Here is a 17,472-nt window from a genome sequence, read left to right as displayed (position 1 = left end):
TCTCCGGATCGGAGGCGAACCCGGAGGGGACCACCATGAGCAACTGGTTCAACACCACCGTCGCGTACCTGCAGACCCGTGTTGCTCGAAGCGACAAGGGGCAGACAGCGGTGGAGTACCTCGGCATCATCGCGGTGGTCGTGGCGATCGTGTTGGCGATCACGGGGACGGACATCGGTCAGTCGATCTACAACGCGATCGTCACCAAGATCACCGAAGTCACTGGCGGCTGACCTCTCCAGTTCGCGACGCAGGGCAGGCCTTTCCCATCTACATCACGGTGGTGGCAGGCCTGCTCTTTCTTGCGTTGGCCTATCTCGCCGTCGGGCAGGCCGCGGTGAACCGGAGCAGCGCGCAGACGGCGGCGGATGCGGCGGCCCTGGCGGCGGCCCAGAAGACCCGTGACCAACTTGCGGGCCTGTGGATGGCCCACGTACGCGACCCGGCCAAGTGGCAGGCCATCTTCGCCGGAGACGGTGGCGGCAACTTCTGTCTGCGAGCCGACCGGCTCGCCGGGCTCAACGGCGCGACGGAACACTGCGCGCCCGACGGTCCGCTGAGCTACGTGGTCGAGGCCACGACGATCAAGGGCGTGGGTCACTCCGTCGTGCCGGGCACCGAGGACATGCGATCGACGGCGCACGCGACTGCTGTGATCGAACCCCTCTGTACGCCCCCGCCCGCCGAGGGCGCCGTGGGCGATGAGCTGCCTGCACTCACCTGCAAGGACCACAAGGTCTGGCACCCGAAGCCGGACGACTCCACGAGCCTCCCGAAGCCGGAAGACCTCTTCGACGTCCACCTTGCCGACTCACCGGCGCACGACCAATGACGAAGGAAGCGGAGCGATGAGCATGCGGTTCACTGCGAGGGTCCGCAGGGGGATGGTCGCGTTGACCGTTGCGGCTGGTCTGGCCGTGGGCGTGGCGGGTTGTGGTGGAGGTGGCGGCGATGACAAGAAGCCTGAGCACTCCGCGACCGCTTCCCGGACAACCGGCTCCGACCCGAGCACCCAGGAAGGGCAGTCGGGCCAGCCGCTGGCCGAATTGAAGGGTTCCAACGGCCTGCTTCTCCAGATCACCTCTGCGCAGCGCGACTCCGGTGGCTTCGTCACGGTGAATGCCACCCTGAAGAACGACGGTGCGAACACCGTTATCATCCCGGCTCAGCTGAGCGGCAATGAGACCGAGATCATCAGGAACGGCCACTCGCTCGGCGGAGCCACCCTGGTGGATTCCAAGGGGAGGAAGCGGTACTACGTCCTGCGCGATACCGAGGGTCGTCCGCTCACGACAACAGGTCTCTCCACGATCAAGTCGGGAGAGTCGATCCCGGTGTTCATGCAGTTCCCAGCTCCGCCTGCCGATACCTCAGCAGTGTCATTCCAGATGCCCATGTTCACGTCCGCCGATATCACGATCTCCGGGTGAGGCCGAAGTGACCCCCACCCGTCTCACCTTCACCCTCGCCGCAGCCACCCTCCTCCTCGCCGCGGCCCAAGCCCAAGCCCACGCCGACGACACGGACCCGAGCCGGCCCCCTGTCACCGAACCCTCCGCCGCGGCCCCCGTGAAGGTCGACCCCACCGACCCGGACCTCAAGCTCCCGGAGGGTGCCACCCTCGCCGCGCCCAAGGTGCTGGACATCAAGTCGGTCGTCGAGGACCAGAGCGGGGACGAGCGCCGCGAGGACACCAACGCCGACGTCACCTTCGCCCTCCAGGCCGAAGTCCTGTTCGGCAAGGACAGCTCCACGCTCGGCGACGAGGCCAAGGCGCGGATCTCCGCCATCGCCCAGGAGATCAAGAAGCAGCACGCGACCCAGGTCCGCGTCTTCGGCTTCACCGACGACCTCGGCTCCTCCGCCCACGGCGACCTCCTGTCCAAGCAGCGCGCCAACGCCGTACAGGCGGTCCTGGACCAGGACCTGAACGACCCGAACGTCACCTTCGAGGTCCGCGGCTACGGCGAGCAGTTCCCGATCGCCGACAACTCCACCGAGGAGGGCCGGCGGAAGAACCGACGCGTCGAGGTGACCTTCCCCCGCACCCAGGACTGAGCCCGCACCGCCGTCTCGACCACCGGCTCCGGCAGCCGCACCTGCGCCGGAGTGAACTCCTCGACCTGGACGTTCCCGAAGCTCTGCTGCCGCGATGCTAGGCCGAGCCCCTGACATCGCCCTTGACCTGGACATTCACCCCTGCCCGCAGACCCCATCCAGCCATCGTCCCGGCCTCGGCCTCCAGGACGTGCCGGGCCCGCAGCCGGGGCAGGCCCAGGCGGCCCGGGGGCATCGTCCGGACGGCGAGGACGGTCAGGCGGCGGTCCAGGTAGGCGACGTCGATCGGGATGCGCATGCCGAAGGTGTGCACCCCGCTCGCCGGGGACAGCAGCATCGCCCCGGCGAGCGAGTCCCGGCCCAGAAGTCCCCGCGTCCGTGCCCGGTAGGAGGCCGCGATCTCCAGGGGGAGGACCACCGGGCCGTCGGCACCCCCGGGCCCCGGCACGACCAGCTGCCCGGTCCCGTCCCGCCAGCGTCTTCCCATGTCCCCTCCCTCATCCCCCGGTGCCAACTCTCCGCCCGGGAAAACCAGTTGTCACCCCACCTCCTCCCCACTAGGAAGGGGCCCATGACTGGACTCGGTGTCGTCTTCCGCCCCCAGCTTCCGCCCGAGCGTCTGCGGGCCGTCGCCCGGGCCGCGGACGAGGTGGGACTCGAAGAACTGTGGTTGTGGGAGGACTGTTTCCTGGAGGGCGGGATCTCGACGGCCGCCGCGGCACTCGCGTGGACGGAGCGCGTGCGCGTGGGCGTCGGGCTGCTGCCCGTGCCGCTCAGGAACGTCGCCGTGACCGCGATGGAGACCGCGTCGCTGCACCGGATGTTCCCCGGCCGCGCGACCGTCGTCGTCGGGCACGGGGTGCAGGACTGGATGGGGCAGGTCGGCGCCCGTGCCGCCTCGCCGCTCACCCTCCTGGGCGAGCACCTCGACGCCCTGCGGGCCCTGTTGAGCGGGGAGAAGCTCACCGTCCAGGGGCGCTACGTCACCCTCGACGACGTGGCCCTCGACTGGCCGCCGGAGCGCGCCGTGCCGGTCTTCACCGGCGCCACCGGGCCGCGTACGCTCCGCCTCTCCGGCGCCAGGGCCGACGGCACGCTCCTCACCGCCTCCACCTCCCCGGACGGTGTACGGGAGGCCCGGCGGCTGATCGAGGAGGGGCAGCGAGAGGCGGGGCGCGGCGGGCCGCACAAGGTCGTCGTCTATCTGCTGGCCGCGACGGGCCCCGACGCGGACGCGCGGCTGCGCGCCGAACTCGCCGCCGAGGGCCTGGAGTCGGCGCCGGGCGTGGGCGTCGCGGGGGACGCGGGCGCCGTGGCCGCGGCCGTACGGCGCCTCGCCGAGGCCGGTGCCGACACCGTCGTGCTGCAGCCGACCGGGGACGAACCCGACCCGGAGGGGTTCGTGCGGTTCGCCGCCGAGGAAGTCCGCCCGCTGGTGCCGTAGTCGCAGGTTCCGTAGCCGCAGGTGGCGAGGTGTCGTCGGGGCCGGCTGGCCCACCGCCGCGCGTCCTCGGCGGCCCCGGCTCGCCCGTGCGCACGGTCACCGTGGGCGCCCGGGGGCGTGGCGTCGGCACCCGCGCCTCCCGATGAGGGGAGGGCGCGGAAATCAGGAGGCCGTGCCGAGAACGCCCTGCGATCATGATGGGCATGGCAGTGCATCGTTCGTTTGAAGACCTCCTGGCCGAGGGGGTCGCCGTACCGACCGAGGGATGGGACTTCTCCTGGTTCGAGGGGAGGGCGAGCGAGGAGCGGCCCTCGTGGGGGTATGCCGTGTCGGCGGGGGAGCGGCTGGCCGGGGCCGGGGCCGTGCTGGACATCCAGACCGGTGGCGGTGAGGTGCTGGACTTCGCGCTGGGCAGGGCGGAGCCGGCCCGGCCGGTGCTGGCCGCCGCGACGGAGGGCTGGCCGCCGAACGTGGCGAAGGCCACCGCCCTGCTGCGGCCGCGCGGCGTGGTGGTCGTCGCCGCCCCGGACGACGCGCCGCTGCCGTTCGCCGACGAGACCTTCGACCTGGTGCTGAGCCGTCATCCGGTGCGCCCGTACTGGGACGAGATCGCCCGGGTGCTGCGCCCCGGTGGCACGTACTTCGCCCAGCACGTCGGACCGGCCAGCGTCTTCGAGCTGGTCGAGTACTTCCTCGGACCGCAGCCGGAGGAGGTGCGGGCCGGCCGGGACCCCGAGCGGGAGCGGGCCGGCGCCGAGGCGGCCGGCCTGGAGGTGGCGGGGCTGCGGGCGGAGCGGCTGCGGATGGAGTTCCACGACATCGCCGCGGTTGTCCACTTCCTGCGCAAGGTGGTGTGGATGGTCCCGGGCTTCACGGTGGAGGGGTACGAGCGCCAACTCCGTGCACTGCACGAGCGGATCGAGAAGCAGGGCCCGTTCGTCGCGTACAGCTCCCGGCATCTCTTCGACGTTCGCAAGCCGCCCCGCTGAGGCATCGGCGAGCCGGATAGAACGGTGGAAAACCGGCGTGGTTCACCTGGGCGTCGGCGGAGGTTTCCACATTGTTATCGGCCCTGGTTCACATCTGCCCCACCCGTCACGTAAGTTCAGACCAAGGTTATTCGCGCCAGCAAAGCTGCGCGGGCGGTACCGCGCAGTGGAGGGGGCTGCGCGGTGCCGTGAAACCGGGTGATCTTCCGTGCGCCCCGTACCGGAACCGTCAAGTCGGCATTCGCTGACCGGGTAGCCCGTCGGGGGGACCCGAAATCAAATCGCCACCATGTCTCCAAGTTGGCGCAAAACCGCCGGATCCCCTCCGAATGGCTTCGTATCCGGCCGGTTCTCCCTGGGAATCCGCTGTGAACCGGCCATGAAACCCCCCCCGAACGCAGCATTCCGCGCCCACCGGGGCGTCGCCGGATGATTCCGGAGAGTAGTTGTGTCACGCCGATGCACCCACGATCCCTTACGAAGGGTTATGGTGGAAACCCCCCCTCGGGCCGGTCCGTCTCCCCCCCACGGACCGGCCCGTTTTTCTTTCCGGGCGCCGACGCGATTCGCGGCGACGGCTTCGGGAACCTCCGGGCGCCGGTCCGGCGTCCTCACCGGAGAGGGCGCGGGTCCGTGTCGATGTGCGGCTCCCCCGCGTGGGCGCGATCAGCCCCCACGCGGCCGCATCCGACGGCGACACCGCCCGCCTCCCGACCTCCGTCCCCAAACCCCGCGCCCGAACCAGGCCTGCGGCGGGGGTAGGCTCAGCACCTCCCCCCGTCGACACCCCGCCGCCAACCCCCGGAGGGCCACGTGAACCTGCGCGACAACCTGCGCAGCCTGCTCGTCAGGCTCTACGCACGCCGGGTCGAGGGCCACCTGGACCACGCTCAGGTGCCCAAGCACATCGGCGTCATCATGGACGGCAACCGCCGCTGGGCGAAGGCGTCCGGCTCCACCACCGTCCACGGCCACCGGGCCGGCGCGGAAAAGATCGAGGAGTTCCTCGGCTGGTGCACCGAGACCGACGTCGAGGTCGTCACCCTGTGGCTGCTGTCCACGGACAACTTCGACCGGCCCCAGGACGAACTCGTCCCGCTGCTCGGCATCATCGAGGACGTCGTCCGCACGCTCGCCGCCGACGGCCGCTGGCGCGTGCACCACGTCGGCACGATGGACCTGCTGCCGGCCGGGATGCAGCGCACCCTGAAGGAAGCCGAGGAGAGGACCGCCCACGTCGACGGCATAGTCGTCAACGTGGCCATCGGCTACGGCGGCCGGCAGGAGATCGCCGACGCCGTGCGCTCCATGCTGCTCGACGCCCAGGACAAGGGCGTGACGATGGAGGACCTCGCCGAGTCCGTCGACGTCGACATGATCGGCCGTCACCTCTACACCGGTGCCCAGCCCGATCCGGACCTCGTCATCCGCACCAGCGGTGAACAGCGGTTGTCCGGATTCATGCTGTGGCAGACCGCGCACTCCGAGTACTACTTCTGCGAGGTCTTCTGGCCGGCCTTCCGCAAGGTCGACTTCCTGCGCGCGCTGCGCGACTACGCCGCACGTCACCGCCGTTACGGCGGCTGAGACGCATCGAACGCCCCGCCGGCCCCGACGCCGGCGGGGCGTTCCGCTTACCCCGGTTCGGCCGGACGTAACAAGGAGTTCACCGGCACGCCGGTGGCCGCTTTTGCATGGCAGTGCATGTTCGAGGGCATAAGCCAGACAGGTCGACACCCGAACCACGGGTGTCGGATCTCAGCGGGCGGCACGGGGCCGTCCGCCCGGGAGGCCCTTTGCACCAGCCCGACCGTGCGGTCACTGCACGGAAGCAGCCGCGGAGGGCCGGTTCACGGCCCGCCACGCGCACGGGCCGTCGACCGGCCTGGATTTTCCCGCCCTCCCGGGCCGGGAATCTCCCCTTCTCCCGGCCCAGCTTCCACTCCGTCGCTCCCCGACCTCATCCGAGGGGGTACGTCCTTCCGTGGTGACCAGCACAAAGCGCCACAAGCCAGACCGGCGCACCTATGTTCTCGACACCAGCGTCCTGCTGGCCGACCCGAACGCCCTGACCCGCTTCGACGAGCACGAGGTCGTGCTCCCCATCGTGGTGGTCACGGAACTGGAGGCCAAGCGGCACCATCCGGAACTCGGCTACTTCGCCCGCCAGGCGCTGCGCCTGCTGGACGACTACCGGGTGAAGAACGGTCGCCTCGACGCCCCCATCCCGATCGGGGAGCTGGGCGGGACCGTCCGTGTCGAGCTCAACCACTCGGACCCCAGCGTGCTGCCCACCGGCTACCGCCTCGGGGACAACGACTCCCGCATCCTCGCGGTGGCCCGCAATCTGCAGGCCGAGGGCTACGACGTCACGGTCGTGTCGAAGGACCTGCCGCTGCGGATCAAGGCGTCCTCCGTCGGACTGCTCGCCGAGGAGTACCGCGCCGAACTCGCCATCACGGAGAACTCCGGCTGGACCGGTATGTCCGAACTGACGCTGTCCGGCGAACAGGTGGACATCCTCTTCGAGGAAGGCCATGTGTATGTCCCGGAGGCCTCCGACCTCCCCGTGCACACCGGCCTGACCATCCAGTCCGAGCGCGGCAAGGCGCTCGGCCGGGTCACCGCCGAGGGCAACGTCCGGCTGGTGCGCGGCGACCGGGAGGCGTTCGGCATCAAGGGCCGCAGCGCCGAGCAGCGCATCGCGCTCGACCTGCTGCTCGACCCGGACGTCGGCATCGTCTCGATGGGCGGCCGGGCCGGCACCGGCAAGTCGGCGCTGGCGCTGTGCGCGGGCCTGGAGGCGGTCCTGGAGCGCCGTCAGCACCAGAAGGTGATGGTCTTCCGGCCGCTGTACGCGGTCGGCGGGCAGGAGCTGGGCTATCTGCCGGGCTCCGAGGCGGAGAAGATGAGCCCGTGGGCGCAGGCCGTCTTCGACACGCTCTCGGCGGTCACCAGCCGCGAGGTCATCGAGGAGGTCACCGCGCGCGGGATGCTGGAGGTGCTCCCGCTCACCCACATCCGCGGCCGTTCGCTGCACGACGCGTTCGTGATCGTGGACGAGGCGCAGTCGCTGGAGCGGAACGTCCTGCTCACCGTGCTGTCCCGCATCGGCGCGAACTCGCGGGTGGTGCTCACCCATGACGTGGCACAGCGGGACAATCTGCGCGTCGGCCGCTACGACGGTGTGGTCGCCGTCGTGGAGAAGCTGAAGGGACACCCGCTCTTCGCGCATGTCACGCTGACCCGGTCCGAGAGGTCGCAGATTGCCGCGCTTGTGACCGAAATGCTCGAAGACGGTCATATCTGACCCATCGGGCACAGCAGTTGGCGCCGTCCGGCAAAGGGCAAGAGCCTAGCCGGGCGGCGCCTTGGTGTGTGGAGCTTTCCTGAAATCCCTGGGGTCAAACGGCATGTGACGTTTCCCACGCAACACAGAATTGCCACCTGGCGTCCGGTTACGGCAGAGTCTCGTTCCTGTCAGGCCCCGCATACGACACAGCCGTACCCCCAGCGGTACAGCGCCCCAGAGGCACCACCAACTCCATAACGTTCGTCGTATGCCGCCCGCGCACCACGCGGCGCTCCCTCCAGGGGAGTTGCCCACCGGGCCCGCGCCTCCCGTGACCCCGCAGTTGGGAGGCCAGTGTCAGGGGCACGATTGCGTCCGCCAGGGTCACCGAAGCGGGCGATGCTGGAAGGAAACCGTGTGAGCCGGATCTCGGTCCGGGGATTCGCAGTGGCCTCGGCCACCGCGGTCACCGCCGTCGGAAGCGTCGTCGGAGTTGCCTCGGGCAGCGTCGCGCAGAACAACAACGACGCCGAGGCGACGGCAGCCGACACCACGCTCCTCGCCGACATACCCGCGGGCCAGCAGGCCCAGGTGCAGTCCGCGTCCCTGACGCAGCAGGCCGACGCACAGGCCATCGCCGCGGACGCGAGTGCCAAGAAGGACGCCGAGGAGGCGGCCCGCAAGGCAGCCGCCGAGACCGCCATCGCGAAGAAGGCCGCGGCCGAGCAGGCGGCCAAGGAGGCCAAGGAGCGCGCCGAGGCCAAGAAGCAGGCGGCCACCCGCTCCGCCGCGCGTGACTCCTCCAGCTTCCCGGTCCAGACCAGCTACACGGTCGCGCAGATCCAGGCGATGGCGCGTCAGATGGTGGCCGGCGACCAGTTCCAGTGCTTCAGCAACATCGTGGACCACGAGTCCAGCTGGAACTACCACGCGACCAACGCCTCCTCCGGCGCCTACGGTCTCTTCCAGGCCCTGCCCGCCGGCAAGTACGCCTCGGCCGGTGCCGACTGGCAGACCAACCCGGCCACCCAGATCAAGTGGGGCCTCAACTACATGAACAGCCGCTACGGCAGCCCCTGCCAGGCCTGGTCGTTCTGGTCGGCCAACCACTGGTACTAGGCCCGCCGGTCCCCTGGGGGACCAGCCCGGCCCGCTCGACCACGCGCAGCCCCTCCCCCTCCTCGGGGGAGGGGCTTTCGCCCTGTACGGTCGTACCCGGATGCCTCCAGGGGGAGGAGAGGTGGCGAGCACGCGGGGACGCGGGGGAAGAGGACGGATCATGTCGCGAGTGCCACGGTGGCTCGGCCGGGTCGGTGCCGGTCTCACGGAGATGAGCGAGCGCCTGGACCAGCGCCGTGCGGAGGTCGAGCGCGAGCAGGCCACGGCCGCCGAGGACACCGCGCCCGAATCCGGCGCCGCCGACCCCGCCACGGCTGCCGCGGCTGCCGCCGCCGCACCCCCCGCCCGCCGGCCCGGGCCCCCGGCCGGTCCTCGCCCCGATCCCGCCGAGGCCGTGCCCTGGGGCGTACGGGTGGCGGCCGAGGCGGGCTGGCGGCTGCTGGTCCTCGCGGGCACGCTCTGGGTCCTGATGCGGGTCATCAGCGCCGTCCAGCTGGTGGTGTTCGCCTTCGTCATCGCGCTGCTCGTGACGGCGCTGCTGCAGCCGACGGTCGCCCGGCTCACCCGCCGCGGGGTGCCGCGCGGCCCGGCCACCGCGCTCACCGCGATCAGCGGGTTCGTCGTCATAGGGCTCATGGGCTGGTTCGTGACCTGGCAGGTCATGGAGAACATCGACACGCTCTCCAACCAGATCCAGTCCGGCATCGACGACCTGCGCGACTGGCTGCTGAAGAGCCCCTTCCACGTCACCGACAAGCAGATCAACCAGATCGCGAAGAACCTCCGCGAGGCGATCGGCGCCAACGCCGACCAGATAACGTCCGCGGGCCTGGAGGGCGTTCAGGTCATCATCGAGACCCTCACCGGCATCCTGCTGGTGTTCTTCTCGACGCTGTTCCTGCTCTACGACGGCAAGCGCATCTGGGAGTGGTTCCTGAGGCTGGTGCCGTCCGCGGCGCGCCCGGGCGTGGCCGGTGCCGGCCCGCGCGCCTGGCGCACCCTGACCGCCTATGTGCGCGGCACGGTCCTGGTCGCCCTGATCGACGCCATCTTCATCGGTATCGGCATCTACTTCCTGAACGTGCCGATGGCCGTCCCGCTGGCCGTCTTCATCTTCCTGTTCTCCTTCATCCCGCTGGTCGGCGCGGTCGCCTCCGGCGCGCTCGCGGTGATCGTCGCCCTGGTGACCCAGGGTGTCTTCACGGCCGTCATGACCCTGGTCGTCGTCCTCGCGGTGCAGCAGATCGAGGGGCACGTCCTGCAGCCCTTCATCCTCGGCCGCGCGGTCCGTGTCCACCCGCTGGCGGTCGTCCTCACGGTCGCGGCCGGCGGCATGGTGGCCGGCATCGGCGGCGCGGTGGTGGCCGTACCGCTGGTGGCGGTGACGAACACGGTGGTCGGGTATCTGCGGCAGTACTCGGTGGAGCTCCAGGCCCAGAAGGCCGCCGCCGCGCTCGCGGACGAACCCGCCCCGGCGAACCCCGGCGAGAACGCGGAAGACCCCGCCCACCAAGGGTGAGCGGGGTCCTCGCGGAACGGCTTACTCGGCCAGGACGGCCTCGGTCTCAAGCGTCACGCCGACGGCCTGAACCACGGACGCGATCTTGAACGCCTCCTGGATCACCTCGCGCTCCACGCCGGCCTTGCGCAGCACCTGCTCGTGCGAGTCCAGGCACAGGCCGCAGCCGTTGATCGCGGACACCGCGAACGACCACAGCTCGAAGTCGACCTTCTCCACACCGGGGTTGCCGATGACGTTCATCCGCAGACCCGCGCGCAGGGTGCCGTACTCGTGGTCCGACAGCAGGTGGCGCGTCCGGTAGAAGACGTTGTTCATCGCCATGATCGCGGCGGCCGACTTCGCGGCCGTGTACGCCTCCGGCGAGAGGTTCGCCTTCGCCTCCGGCTCCAGCTCACGCAGCACGATCGGGGAACGGGAGGCGATGGCGGTCGCCAGCACCGTGCCCCACAGCTGCTGCGCGGGCAGGTCGGAGTTGCCGATGACCGAGCCCAGGTTGAGCTTCAGGTCCTTGGCGTAGTCCGGGACGCGGGACTTCAGCGAGTCGAGCGACATGGGTCACTCACCAGCCAGCAGCGCGACCGGGTCCAGGGTGTCCTCGCCCTTGCTCCAGTTGCACGGGCACAGCTCGTCGGTCTGCAGGGCGTCCAGGACCCGCAGGACCTCCTTGGGGTTACGGCCCACGGAACCGGCGGTCACCATCGTGAACTGGATCTCGCGGTTCGGGTCGACGACGAAGACGGCGCGCTGCGCGAAGCCGTCCTCGCCCTCGATGCCCAGGTCGCGCATCAGCTCGTGCTTGGAGTCCGCCATCATCGGGAACGGCAGGTCGGTCAGGTCCGGGTGGTCCTTGCGCCAGGCGTGGTGGACGAACTCGGAGTCACCGGAGAAGCCGAGGATCTGGGCGTCGCGGTCGGCGAACTCGTCGTTCAGCTTCCCGAACGCGGCGATCTCGGTCGGGCAGACGAAGGTGAAGTCCTTCGGCCATGCGAACACGACCAGCCACTTGCCCTCGTAGGACTTGTGGTGGATCTGCTCGAACTCCTTGCCCTTCTCCAGCGAGACGCAGGCGGTCAGTTCGAACTCGGGGAACTTGTCACCGACAGTGAGCACATGCTCTCCTTGCAGCGAAGAAAGACCCCTTTTGGGGATCTTTCTCATGGGTTGGACTTTGTCGATGTTGGCACAGGGTGCATTGATTAGGGAAATAGCTACACTCGGTCAGGTTGATCGGAGGTGGTTATCAGTGACCACGAGTAACGGCAAGCGAAGGCAGCCGAGCCTCGCACAGCTGCGGGCCTTCGCGGCCGTCGCCGAGCACCTGCACTTCAGGGACGCGGCAGCCGCCATCGGCATGAGCCAGCCCGCCCTGTCCGGCGCGGTCTCGGCGCTGGAGGAGACCCTCGGGGTGACCCTCCTTGAGCGTACGACGCGCAAGGTGCTGCTCTCGCCCGCCGGTGAGCGTCTCGCCGTGCGCGCGAAGGCGGTGCTGGACGCGGTCGGCGCGCTGCTGGAGGAGGCCGAGGCGGTCCGCGCGCCGTTCACCGGCGTCCTGCGCCTCGGGGTGATCCCGACCGTGGCACCGTATCTGCTGCCGGCCGTACTGCGGCTCGTCCACGAGCGCTACCCGCACCTCGACCTCCAGGTGCACGAGGAGCAGACCGCCAGCCTCATCGAGGGCCTCCACTCCGGCCGCCTCGACCTGCTGTTGCTGGCGGTCCCGCTCGGCGTGCCCGGTGTCGTCGAACTCCCCCTGTTCGACGAGGACTTCGTGCTCGTCACCCCGCTCGACCACTGGCTCGGCGGCCGCGAGGGCATCCCGCGCGAGGCGCTGAAGGAGCTCAACCTGCTGCTCCTGGACGAGGGCCACTGCCTGCGCGACCAGGCCCTCGACATCTGCCGGGAGGCCGGCCGCGCGGACGCCCCGGTCACCACGACGGCCGCCGGCCTGTCCACGCTGGTCCAGCTGGTGGCCGGCGGCCTCGGCTGCACACTGCTGCCGCGTACGGCGCTGAAGCTGGAGACCACCCGGAGCAGCCAGCTGCTCACCGGCTACTTCGCCGAGCCGGCGCCCAGCCGCCGCGTCGCCTTCGCCATGCGGGCGGGCGCGGCACGCTCCGCGGAGTACGAGGAACTGGCCGCCGCCCTCCGCGAGGCGCTGCGTCCGCTGCCGGTGCGGGTGCTGGACTAGCGCCCCGCGCGCCTGAGGCGGCGGCGGCTACTCCGTGCGCAGCCCCTCCGGCCGCATCAGCCGGACCAGCGGAGGCAGGCTCAGTACGGTGACCGTGAGGACCACCGCCGCGCCGGCGCCGGTCATCGACAGCACGCTCGGCCAGTCCACGGACACCGTCGACTTCACCATCTTCAGCAGCACGGTGCCCAGCGTCAGCCCCATGGTCAGGGCGAGCAGCAGGCCGAGTGTGATCGGGATCGCCGTCTGCCAGAGCACCGACATGCCCAGGGTGCGCCGCCGGGTGCCGAAGGCGACCAGCGCCGACAGCAGTTTCCTGCGCTCGCGCAACTGCTCCAGCTGGGAGACCAGCAGGCTCACACCGATCAGCGCCAGCACACAGACGGCGCCGGCGAACGTGCCGGTGCGGATGGAGGAGAACTGCGCCGACCGGTCGGTGGCCGCGTACACCATCGTGTCCGAGAAGGGGTCGATCCGCGCCGCCGTGTTGCGGACGTACTCGTGCACGTCCGGCACCGACTCGTCGAGCGTGAGATACACCGCCCCGGTCAGCGCGCTGCCCATCCGGGCGGACACGGCGGCCGGAGTCATCAGCACGCCGCTCTCCTTGATCCCGTTCGGGCTGGTGATCGCGTGGGCCTGCTTCAGCCCGCCCGGCACGGTCCACACGACATCCCGGCCGTCGCGCAGGCCGTCGCTGGTGTTGGCGTGCAGGGTGCGGCCCGGACGGGCGAGCTTCGCCACGTCGGCGTCCCGGTCCCCGCCGGTCGCCGCGAAGACGTCCCCGTCGCGGCAGCTCGGCAGGTCGGCCACCTCGCGCAACGCGGCGCAGGTGCCGACGGTGAGGCCGACGGAGTTCTCCGGCCCCCGGTCGGAGCTGAAGCGCCGGTCGCCGAGCTCGGTGCTGCCCAGCGCGACCGCCCTCCGTACGCCCTCGGTCGCGCCGAACTTCTCGGCGGCCTGGGTGAAGGGGAGCCCTCGCGACAGGTTGACCTGCATCTGCACGCGGTCGGTGTCCTGCCCGGTGGCCTTGGTGAAGTCGCCCTGGACACCGGCGAACAGCATCTGCAGCGCGATCGCCCCGGCCACCGCGACCGCGATGCCGTTCACCATGCGGGCCGCCGACCCGCTGCTCAACTGCAGTCGCCTTACCGCCAGTTGCCAGGCCACTCCGCCGCGCCCCAGTCGGGCCACCACCGCCTCGACGGCCCACGGCAGCAGCGCGGTCAGGCCGATGAGCAGCAGCAGGACGCCGCCGACCACCAGGTACTCGTTGAAGTCGCTGGTGTGGCCGTTCCCGATCATCGGCGTGAGGCACGCCAGCCCGCCCAGTGGCAGCAGCAGCCGCCACCACAGCCGGCGGCGCCTGGGCCTGGCCGTACGGACCACGCCCAGCGGCTCGATGACCACCCCGCGCAGCGCGAACAGCGTGACCAGCACCGCGGCCGCCGGAACAGCGACCGCGACCAGGGCGGCCAGCGCCGGCGAGGGGTCGAGGTAGCTGGGGAACACGCTGATGCCCACGATCTCGACCGAGCCCGCGAGCTGCCGGCCGAGCAGGAAGAACACGGTGCCGAAGACCAGTCCGACCAGCGAGCCGGCGAGCGCCTCGCCCGCCGCGATCCGCCGGGTCATCCGGCTGTCGGAACCCACCAGCCGCAGCGCGGCCAGCCTGCGGTCGCGCCGCTCGCCGCCGAACCGCACGGCCGTGGCGATGAACACCGCGACCGGCGTCAGCAACACCACGAAGACGACCAGGACCAACAGGAGCAGGACCGGGTCCGTCTTGTCCCGCGGGGTCACCTGCGGCGGCCCGAAGTGGGTGATCCGGGCCGTCCGCCAGCCGTCGAGGTGCTGTGCCAGGTTCTTCGCCCCGGCGTAGTAGGCGAGATCGTGCGAACCGATGAGCCCGGGCTCGCCGATCGTCCCGGCGATCCGGTACGGCAGCCGCTCACGCAGCAGCTTGCCGGCATCGGAGTCGAGGAGGTCCTTCAGCGCGGGGGAGACGACCATCTCGCCGGTGGCCGGGTACTTCGACAGGCCCGGTGCGAGCGGCGCCCGCGGCCCCTCCGGTTCCACCAGCCGGCCACGGATGTCGCTGCCGTGGTAGGCCGTGTCCTCGTCGGAGATCACCAGGGTGTTCGCGGCCTTCGGCCGGTTCGGGCCGTAGGTGTAGTCCTGGCGGGCGTCGTTGCGCTGGTCCCGTACCGCGAGCGCGGTCGGGAACGCGGTCGTCAGCAGCAGCAGCGCCACGCCGAGGCCCACACCGACCGCCGTCAGCAGCACCCGGATCCAGCCCTCGCGCCCGCCGGTGAAGGCGAACCGGACCCCCATGCCCAGGTCCCTGGACCACTGCCGCACGTTCATATGGCGCGCTCCATGTCGCGGGACTTGCCGTCGCGCACGACGATCTCGCGGTCGGAGTAGGCGGCCACCCGGGCCTCGTGCGTGACCAGGACGACGGCCGCGTTGGTGGAGCGGGCCGCGTCGGTCAGCAGCTCCATCACCCGCTCGCCGTTGAGGGAGTCGAGCGCGCCGGTCGGCTCGTCGGCGAACACCACCCGGGGCCCGGTGACCAGCGACCGCGCCACCGCCACCCGCTGCCCCTGGCCGCCGGAGACCTCCCCGGGCCGCTTGTCCCTGAGGTCGTCCACCTCCAGCCGTTCCATCCAGGTGAGCGCGGCCCGCTCGGCCTGCCGGCGGGAGGTGCCGTTCAGCCGGAGCGGCAGCGCCACGTTCTCCACGCAGGTCAGCTCCGGGACGAGCTGCCCGAACTGGAAGACGAACCCGAACTCGCTGCGGCGCAGCGCGCTGCGCTCGGTGTCGCTCATGCCGGACAGTTCACGGCCGTTGTAGGTGATGGTCCCGGAGTCGGGCGGCACGATGCCGGCGAGGCAGTGCAGCAGCGTCGACTTGCCGGAGCCGGAGGGGCCCATCACGGCGACGACCTCGCCGGGGTGGATGGAGAACTCGGCGCCGTCGAGCGCGACCGTGGGGCCGTAGACCTTGTGCAGGTTCTCGGCGGCGAGCAGGGAGCCGGGGGGAGGGGGAACGCTGGTCATGCGGTCACCGCCGCACGGAGCTTGTCCAGGCGCGCGGCGGTCAGTTCCAGCCAGCGCAGATCGGCCTCGAGGTGGAACAGGGCGTGGTCGCAGATCAGCTGGTCCGCGAGGTCGCCCTTGCGCTTGCGGTCGGTGAGGATCCGCATGCTGCGCAGGTGTTCGGCGCGCTGGGTGTCGAGGATGACGGAGGCGTCGCGGTGGGTGAGGAGCGCGAGGACGACCTTGGTGTACAGGGTCGACTGCAGGTACTCCTCCGGCTTCTCCGGGGTGCCGAGCCAGCGTTCGACGTCGGTGATGCCCGCGTCGGTGATCGCGTACCGCTTGCGCTCGGGGCCGCCGCCCGCCTCGATACCGTCGACTTCCACGAGGCCGTGCTTCAGCAGCCGGGACATCGTGGAGTAGACCTGGCCGTAGTGCAGCGGCCGGTCGTGACCGAACTTGTCGTCGAAGGCCCGCTTGAGGTCGTAGCCGTGGCACGGGCCGGACTCCAGGAGCCCTAGGAGGGTGTGACCGATGGACATGCAGAGCACTCTACACACGGTGTATACGCCGGATGTATACACGGAGTGTGGTGATCATGGCGGCGTGTACGGCGGTGCAGGTGGGGGCCCATTGTCACGGTTCTGACACGGGCGGCCTTCCCCTTCGCGGCAGCGGTCCGGTTTCCTTGGGCAGCCGGCCCGCCTCGGCCAGTGCCTTCCTGAGGAGGAACTCGATCTGCGCGTTGGCCGACCGCAGTTCGTCGCCGGCCCAGCGGGCCAGCGCCTCGTACACCGACGGATCCAGCCGCAGCAGCACCTGCTTGCGCTGCTGCGGCCGTCGCTTCGGAGCCTCCGAAGGGTCCGTCACTGGTAGAGCGTCCCGGTGTTGAGGACCGGCTGCGGCGCGCGGTCGCCGCACAGCACCACCATCAGGTTGGACACCATCGCGGCCTTGCGCTCCTCGTCCAGTTCCACGATGTCCGCCTCGGCGATCCGCCCGAGCGCCGCCTCGACCATGCCGACCGCGCCGTCCACGATCTGGCGGCGCGCGGCCACGACCGCGCCCGCCTGCTGCCGCTGGAGCATCGCCGAGGCGATCTCGGGAGCGTAGGCGAGATGCGTGAACCGCGACTCGACGACCTGCACTCCGGCCGCCTCCACCCGTGCCTGCAGCTCGACGGCCAGCTTCTCGGTGATCTCCTCGGCGTTGCCGCGCAGCGACAGACCGTCCTCGTCATGGGCGTCGTAGGGGTACTCGATCGCGATGTGCCGTACGGCCGTCTCGGTCTGCGTGGCCACGAACTCGGTGAAGTCGTCCACCTCGAAGGTGGCCTGCGCGGTGTCCTGGACCTTCCAGACCACGACCGCGGCCAGCTCGATCGGGTTGCCGTAGGCGTCGTTGACCTTCAGGACGGCCGTCTCGTGGTTGCGCACCCGGGTGGAGATCCGGGTCCGCGAGGTGAAGGGGTTGACCCAGCGCAGACCGTCCTGCCGGATCGTCCCCCGGTAGCGGCCGAAGAGCTGGACGACCCGGGCCTCGCCGGGGGAGACGGTGTTCAGCCCGCGCAGCGAGATGACCGCGGCGAGGAAGACGACGATCCCGCCGACGATGAGCCCGGCCTTGGGGCCGGGGGCGGAGACGGCCGAGGCGGTGGCGAGCAGCGCGACGGTGGCGCCGAGCCCGAGCAGGCCGAGCAGCAGGGCGAGGCCGCCGCCGATGCTGTGGGCGGTGAACTCCCGCACCCGTGGCGCGGGCATCTCGGGTACGTCGGCGGTGGCGGCCGGGTCAAGTGCGGGCATGGTGGTCCCCGTTTCTC

19 protein-coding genes are annotated in these 17,472 nt (G+C 70.6%); 11 read left to right on the top strand and 8 right to left on the bottom strand.

Annotated elements, in window-relative coordinates; all coding sequences use genetic code 11:
• The first annotated feature begins 35 nt into the window (after positions 1-35).
• Genes IE244_RS06695 through IE244_RS06680 form a run of 4 tightly spaced genes read left to right on the top strand, consistent with a single transcriptional unit; the run spans position 36 to position 2,058 of the window.
• Positions 36-233 carry a Flp family type IVb pilin gene (locus IE244_RS06695; protein ID WP_191872117.1) on the top strand — a complete coding sequence of 66 codons (198 nt, stop codon included), beginning with the start codon at positions 36-38 and terminating at the stop codon, positions 231-233.
• Entirely contained in the window at positions 230-832 is a 603-nt protein-coding gene (locus IE244_RS06690; RefSeq protein WP_191872115.1) for a pilus assembly protein TadG-related protein, read from the top strand. Before IE244_RS06695 ends, IE244_RS06690 begins: the two co-directional genes overlap by 4 nt.
• 16 nt (positions 833-848) lie before the next feature.
• Entirely contained in the window at positions 849-1,430 is a 582-nt protein-coding gene (locus tag IE244_RS06685; RefSeq protein WP_191871689.1) for a hypothetical protein, read from the top strand.
• A gap of 7 nt (positions 1,431-1,437) precedes the next feature.
• Complete coding sequence (locus IE244_RS06680; RefSeq protein WP_191871688.1) at positions 1,438-2,058, top strand: OmpA family protein; 621 nt, start codon at positions 1,438-1,440, stop codon at positions 2,056-2,058.
• Between the two features lie 97 nt (positions 2,059-2,155).
• Here the strand turns inward: IE244_RS06680 and IE244_RS06675 are convergent, their stop codons facing one another.
• Complete coding sequence (locus IE244_RS06675) at positions 2,156-2,545, bottom strand: DUF192 domain-containing protein (RefSeq protein WP_191871687.1); 390 nt, start codon at positions 2,543-2,545, stop codon at positions 2,156-2,158.
• A 48-nt stretch (positions 2,546-2,593) separates the two neighbouring features.
• Between IE244_RS06675 and IE244_RS06670 the strand changes: the two genes are divergently transcribed.
• The 6 genes from IE244_RS06670 (at position 2,594) to IE244_RS06645 (ending at position 10,421) form a co-directional block, all read left to right on the top strand.
• A complete protein-coding gene (locus IE244_RS06670) occupies positions 2,594-3,502 on the top strand; it encodes an LLM class flavin-dependent oxidoreductase (RefSeq protein WP_268252869.1) in 909 nt (302 codons plus the stop codon).
• Between the two features lie 203 nt (positions 3,503-3,705).
• Positions 3,706-4,491 carry a class I SAM-dependent methyltransferase gene (locus IE244_RS06665; protein ID WP_191871685.1) on the top strand — a complete coding sequence of 262 codons (786 nt, stop codon included), beginning with the start codon at positions 3,706-3,708 and terminating at the stop codon, positions 4,489-4,491.
• A gap of 813 nt (positions 4,492-5,304) precedes the next feature.
• Positions 5,305-6,078: an isoprenyl transferase gene (locus IE244_RS06660; RefSeq protein WP_191871684.1), complete on the top strand. Its 774-nt coding sequence runs from the start codon at positions 5,305-5,307 to the stop codon at positions 6,076-6,078.
• Positions 6,079-6,475: 397 nt separating this feature from the next.
• Positions 6,476-7,801: an RNA 5'-3' helicase PhoH2 gene (gene phoH2 / locus IE244_RS06655; RefSeq protein ID WP_191871683.1), complete on the top strand. Its 1,326-nt coding sequence runs from the start codon at positions 6,476-6,478 to the stop codon at positions 7,799-7,801.
• 399 nt (positions 7,802-8,200) lie between these two features.
• Positions 8,201-8,902 (top strand): aggregation-promoting factor C-terminal-like domain-containing protein, encoded by a 702-nt coding sequence (locus IE244_RS06650; RefSeq protein WP_229853983.1) that lies wholly within the window; start codon positions 8,201-8,203, stop codon positions 8,900-8,902.
• A gap of 160 nt (positions 8,903-9,062) precedes the next feature.
• Positions 9,063-10,421 carry an AI-2E family transporter gene (locus tag IE244_RS06645; RefSeq protein WP_229853982.1) on the top strand — a complete coding sequence of 453 codons (1,359 nt, stop codon included), beginning with the start codon at positions 9,063-9,065 and terminating at the stop codon, positions 10,419-10,421.
• Between the two features lie 21 nt (positions 10,422-10,442).
• On the opposite strand, the gene IE244_RS06640 is transcribed toward IE244_RS06645, so the two are convergent.
• Both IE244_RS06640 and IE244_RS06635 read right to left on the bottom strand, forming a co-directional pair.
• Positions 10,443-10,976 (bottom strand): alkyl hydroperoxide reductase, encoded by a 534-nt coding sequence (locus tag IE244_RS06640; RefSeq protein WP_031163807.1) that lies wholly within the window; start codon positions 10,974-10,976, stop codon positions 10,443-10,445.
• 3 nt (positions 10,977-10,979) lie between these two features.
• Positions 10,980-11,534, bottom strand: a complete 555-nt coding sequence (locus IE244_RS06635) for a peroxiredoxin (RefSeq protein ID WP_023547062.1) — start codon at positions 11,532-11,534, stop codon at positions 10,980-10,982.
• Between the two features lie 133 nt (positions 11,535-11,667).
• On the opposite strand from IE244_RS06635, the gene IE244_RS06630 reads away from it, so the two are divergent.
• On the top strand, positions 11,668-12,612 hold the full coding sequence (locus tag IE244_RS06630) for a LysR substrate-binding domain-containing protein (RefSeq protein ID WP_191871681.1): 945 nt from the start codon (positions 11,668-11,670) through the stop codon (positions 12,610-12,612).
• Positions 12,613-12,639: 27 nt separating this feature from the next.
• Here the strand turns inward: IE244_RS06630 and IE244_RS06625 are convergent, their stop codons facing one another.
• The 5 genes from IE244_RS06625 to IE244_RS06605 all read right to left on the bottom strand — a co-directional run bounded on the left by IE244_RS06625 (position 12,640) and on the right by IE244_RS06605 (position 17,455).
• The gene (locus IE244_RS06625) at positions 12,640-14,979 is read right to left on the bottom strand and encodes an ABC transporter permease (RefSeq protein WP_191871680.1); all 2,340 of its coding nucleotides are present in this window, start codon (positions 14,977-14,979) and stop codon (positions 12,640-12,642) included.
• Entirely contained in the window at positions 14,976-15,674 is a 699-nt protein-coding gene (locus tag IE244_RS06620; protein ID WP_191871679.1) for an ABC transporter ATP-binding protein, read from the bottom strand. The genes IE244_RS06625 and IE244_RS06620 overlap by 4 nt, the downstream gene beginning before the upstream one ends.
• Positions 15,671-16,195 carry a PadR family transcriptional regulator gene (locus tag IE244_RS06615; RefSeq protein WP_031163800.1) on the bottom strand — a complete coding sequence of 175 codons (525 nt, stop codon included), beginning with the start codon at positions 16,193-16,195 and terminating at the stop codon, positions 15,671-15,673. Before IE244_RS06615 ends, IE244_RS06620 begins: the two co-directional genes overlap by 4 nt.
• Positions 16,196-16,289: 94 nt before the next feature.
• Positions 16,290-16,523 carry a type II toxin-antitoxin system antitoxin gene (locus tag IE244_RS06610; protein ID WP_031163798.1) on the bottom strand — a complete coding sequence of 78 codons (234 nt, stop codon included), beginning with the start codon at positions 16,521-16,523 and terminating at the stop codon, positions 16,290-16,292.
• On the bottom strand, positions 16,520-17,455 hold the full coding sequence (locus IE244_RS06605; RefSeq protein WP_191871678.1) for an SPFH domain-containing protein: 936 nt from the start codon (positions 17,453-17,455) through the stop codon (positions 16,520-16,522). The genes IE244_RS06610 and IE244_RS06605 overlap by 4 nt, the downstream gene beginning before the upstream one ends.
• Positions 17,456-17,472: the final 17 nt, after the last annotated feature.

Origin of the sequence: Streptomyces filipinensis, assembly GCF_014649495.1 — a bacterium.
GTDB lineage: Bacteria > Actinomycetota > Actinomycetes > Streptomycetales > Streptomycetaceae > Streptomyces > Streptomyces filipinensis.
The sequence above is the reverse complement of the archived record's forward strand: the minus strand, read 5'-3'. Positions and strand labels throughout refer to the sequence as shown.